Raw genomic sequence first — 1,027 nt, forward strand, 5'->3', positions numbered from 1 at the left:
GTGCATAACTGATAAAACCTGTCCATAGCGATAAAATGCTTTCTCTAAGGTTTTGTTTCCTGTTTTTTTGTTAAAATGTTCGCTGTAAATATCTGAAAATGTTGAACCAGGAACCCAAGCATAACTAGCAATTAAATGTTTTTTGTGTTCCAGAATAAAGGTTGCACCTTTTGTAGGTAATACAAGCTCAGCATTTTTTAAACTAAGCCATGAATATTTTTTATATTCTTTCTTTAGTTTCCATTCAGTATCAAAATGAGTAGTTTCACATGATTGGCAGTCTTCTCTTGTGATTTTAACAAACCATCTTTTTTTTAGATGTATAACAGAAAAGACTTTTTCAACTTGACCGCCGGAAGTTTTTATTTCTTCTATCTCTTGTAAATGATCATCGAAAAGTATTCTGACGGCATCATAGTATGAGTTAACTTTCCCAAAGTCTGGTAATGTTGGAAGGCTTTGGAAATCAGCTTTCAAAGAATAAGGTTGCATTAAGCAGAGCAAGAATAGTATTAGATTTTTTTTAGACATTTTTTTTGGAATTTAAGTATTTCTTATGTTTATCGGTAGTTCAATGGGTAACTTTATCACTCACTCTCAATACTGCTAACATATATGAGTCGTGACTCCATCAAGAGAGAGTTATGGTCATTTCATGTCCTCAAACGCCAGAGATTATTATCACTCACTCTGCTATGACTGAATGATGGAAGCAGGATTAAATGAATATTAAACTGAGTCTTCTGAATATAACAGGATGTAATACAGTTTTTTTAAAGACTGTTAGGTGCCATCCGGATAACCATACTCTGTGCAATAAAGATGAATATAATCTGAAATAGCATCGAGTTGTTCGTAACTTTCAAAGAAAGGGTTATTCAAAACCTGTGATACGTAGAGGTGAACGACTGGATAATGCTCAATACATTCTTCAATTAAACGGGCTAAGTAAACGTTTTTGAACCAAACTAGCTCAAGAAATACAAGAATCGCCTGTTCCACAGTTGCTCCTTTTTAGCTTATTAAG

At 33.5% G+C, this 1,027-nt stretch carries 2 protein-coding genes; both read right to left on the minus strand.

All coding sequences use genetic code 11. From position 1 onward, the window contains the following. Nucleotides 1-531, minus strand: a 531-nt coding sequence (locus KDK17_RS01730) for a hypothetical protein (RefSeq protein ID WP_257287202.1), incomplete at its 3' end; no start/stop codon positions are given. Nucleotides 532-783: 252 nt separating this feature from the next. After that, nucleotides 784-1,002: a hypothetical protein gene (locus tag KDK17_RS01735; RefSeq protein ID WP_257287203.1), complete on the minus strand. Its 219-nt coding sequence runs from the start codon at nucleotides 1,000-1,002 to the stop codon at nucleotides 784-786. Between the last annotated feature and the right edge of the window lie 25 nt (nucleotides 1,003-1,027).

Origin of the sequence: Endozoicomonas sp. SESOKO2 (assembly GCF_024606245.1) — a bacterium.
In the GTDB taxonomy this organism is placed as follows: Bacteria; Pseudomonadota; Gammaproteobacteria; order Pseudomonadales; family Endozoicomonadaceae; genus Endozoicomonas_A.